General features: G+C 38.3%; 2 protein-coding genes. One reads left to right on the plus strand and one right to left on the minus strand.

Annotated elements, in window-relative coordinates; translation table 11 throughout:
* Positions 1-130: 130 nt before the first annotated feature.
* Positions 131-1,672 carry an ATP-binding protein gene (locus TH606_RS11000; RefSeq protein ID WP_068544026.1) on the plus strand — a complete coding sequence of 514 codons (1,542 nt, stop codon included), beginning with the start codon at positions 131-133 and terminating at the stop codon, positions 1,670-1,672.
* A gap of 212 nt (positions 1,673-1,884) precedes the next feature.
* Here TH606_RS11000 and TH606_RS11005 read toward each other — a convergent pair.
* Positions 1,885-2,809, minus strand: a 925-nt coding sequence (locus TH606_RS11005; RefSeq protein ID WP_231887787.1) for a GAF domain-containing protein, incomplete at its 5' end; no start/stop codon positions are given.

The following is a 2,809-nucleotide window of genomic DNA, read 5'->3' on the forward strand; positions in this document are numbered from 1 at the left end:
TCGCGCTTCCGTGCTCCTCGCAGTGACAAAAAGAAGGAGATTGTAAGAGAAAGAATCTCAGAGAGGGCTTTGTTGGTTTTTCTTTCTCTCATAGAGACGGGAAGTTTTTTCTTTTTAGCCGAGGTGAAAAATGTATCCATTTAATCCTTTATTTTTTGATGTATTTAAGTTATGCATTAAAAGTGACGAACTAAAAATAAGGCTTCTCAAGATACATCTTTTTAAAGGAAGTATGAGAGGTCAAAAAATGGAAAGGGGTTGTCTAGATTTGCTTAAAAATATTCCTGCTCCCATAATCTTTTGCAATGAAAAAGGCGAGATAGAAATTGCCAGTCAAACCCTTACCAATATTTTGGGAAAAGTTTTTGAAGGAGAAAAAAATTTAAAGAATATTTTTCCTTCCTGGGATATCAAGAAAGCTTCCCAGTTTTTTGCCAATTTAGAAGGCTATGAGGTCCAGGTTAATTATTCTCCCTTTGTTCAAAACAATGTTTTAAAAGGCGGAATTTTCTTTTTTTCCTTCCTAAAAGAGACAGAAAAAGCCTTCCCCCTCATTCAAAAAGATAAATCTGAAATTATAAATTTTATTTTAAAAGGTCTAGCTCACGATTTTCGAAATTTTCTTTTTGCTGTCCAGGGCCAACTTGAACTGGCCCATATGGCTAAAAGTCCGCAAGAAAAGAATAATCATTTGGCAAAGGCCTTTAAAGCCTTATCACGAGCCAGAGAGTTTGCTGAAAATATAATGAAAGACGTTCATCAACAAAAATTTGATTTACATGAGACCTTACAGGAAGTCTTAGAGTCTCTTTTGGCTAACAAAAATATTAAATGGACTTTATATATCCCCGAAAATGTCTGGATGCCCAAGATAGATAAAATACATTTGGTCCAAATTTTTATTAATTTGGTCAAAAACTCTTTAGAAGCTATGCCTGCTGGAGGCCAAATAGTTCTTGAAGCGGAAAACATCTATTTATCTACTAAAAAAGGAAAATTGAATCCGGGCCCTTATGTCAAATTTGTTCTCATTGACAATGGGAAAGGAATTGGACCTTCTGAACTTCCTCTGGTTTTTATCCCTTATTTTTCCTCAAAAGACAAAATCAGAGGTTTAGGTCTATCTATGGTAAGGGCAATAGTGTGGTCTAATGGTGGAGACATCTACCTTGAAAGTAAGCCCCAGGAGGGGACTAAAGTTGAAGTTTTTTTACCAGCCACACTAAAAGAAAACGCCATTGAATCCTTTCCCGGAGAAAGAGAAAAGGGGCCTGAAATTAGCATTTATGTGGCGGCTAAAAAACGTATTTTATTGCTAGAAGATGAGCCAGAGATAGGGTCTTTTTTGAAAGAATCCCTGGAATTTATGAATTACAAGGTAATCTGGGTAAAAACCCCCGATGAGGCTTTTAGGTCTTATAAAGAAGCTTTAGCTAAAAACAACCCTTTTGACCTGGTTATTTCTGATTACCATCTACCCCAAGTGAATGGTCTGGAATTTTTAGTAACTTTAAAAGAACTTCATCCCAGGGCAAAAGTTTTAATAATTACCGAAGAAAGAAGCCAAGAGTTAAAAAAATCTCTTGAAAGAGCTGGAGCTATTAAGGTTTTAACTAAGCCATTTTCTATTGAAGACCTGGGCAGGGTGCTGGCTGAGACGTTTAACTGCTAAATGGAGCACATTCCTCATTACAGGGCGTCATCACGAGGCGACATAGTTACCGGGCAATTTCAGATTCCTCCCCTCTCGGGATAAAGATTGCTTCACCACTTCGTGGCCCGCAAAGACCCTCCTATTTATCACTGCAAGGAGGTATAGCAATAAGCGCCTCAAAGTAACCTCAGCTGAAGTAGTTTCATAACAGGCACTATCGCCAAATCTTATTACCTCTTTAAAGAAAGCAACAGCAAATTTTTAAGGATTTCTATTTTTGCCAGTTCTTCTCCTGAAAAAGAGTGTTCCCTGATAGCAAAAATAAGCCCTATTGGGCAGGAAGAAAGAACCAGAGGGGATATTAGAACATCCTTTTCCGCTTCCCTTGGACTGGCCCATAGCTCGGGAATATTTTTTCCAGAGCAAGTCCATTCAACTTGTTTGTGAAAAAGCTTTTTTATGGTTCCATTTAAGGGAAAAGTGAAGTTTTTCCAGGCTTTTCTGTTTTTTCCTAAGGCATAACGTATAACAACGGCTTTTTGGTCCTGGTTACAAAGGCCGAAAAGGACGGTTTCACAGTGAAACACTCTTATTAAAGTTTCACAAACCATAGAAAGGATGTACTTAAAATCCGCCTGGGAGACCAGGTTAGAAGTAATTTCCTGGATAGCCTTCTGGAATAAGCCTTCGTTGGAAATCTCCTGCCTTTCTGGACTCGCTTTTGAAGGGAAAGATTCTTTAAAATCCTTGAGCAGTGGGCCATAAAGCTCGCGGGTAATATCAAAAGCCTTGGCAAGATGGCCTCTTATTTCTTCTCCTTCCATTTGAAAGTTTCGTTCAAGCACTTCAATGGCATGTTCTTTTTGCCCGAAAGAACAAAGCCTTACGGCGCCATTTATGATTTCAGCGTATTTAGCCGGGTGATTTTCCTCTTTAGCCGCCGGAGAGCCTTCAAAAGTTGAGATTAAAAGCCCTGGTAGAGACCATTTTTGCCCCACAAAACGGGCCAAACTAAACAGTTTCTTCTTGATTTTTTGTTTTTTTTCCTTCTCAAGATATTCTATCTTTTGGTAAGTTCCTGGATAATAAAGTGCTAACATAATTCTTATCAGTCTATGGAAAAGGCATAGTGTTTCGTCAACTGTGTCCGCAGGA

It is taken from the genome of Thermodesulfatator autotrophicus, assembly GCF_001642325.1.
Classification (GTDB): Bacteria; Desulfobacterota; Thermodesulfobacteria; order Thermodesulfobacteriales; family Thermodesulfatatoraceae; genus Thermodesulfatator; species Thermodesulfatator autotrophicus.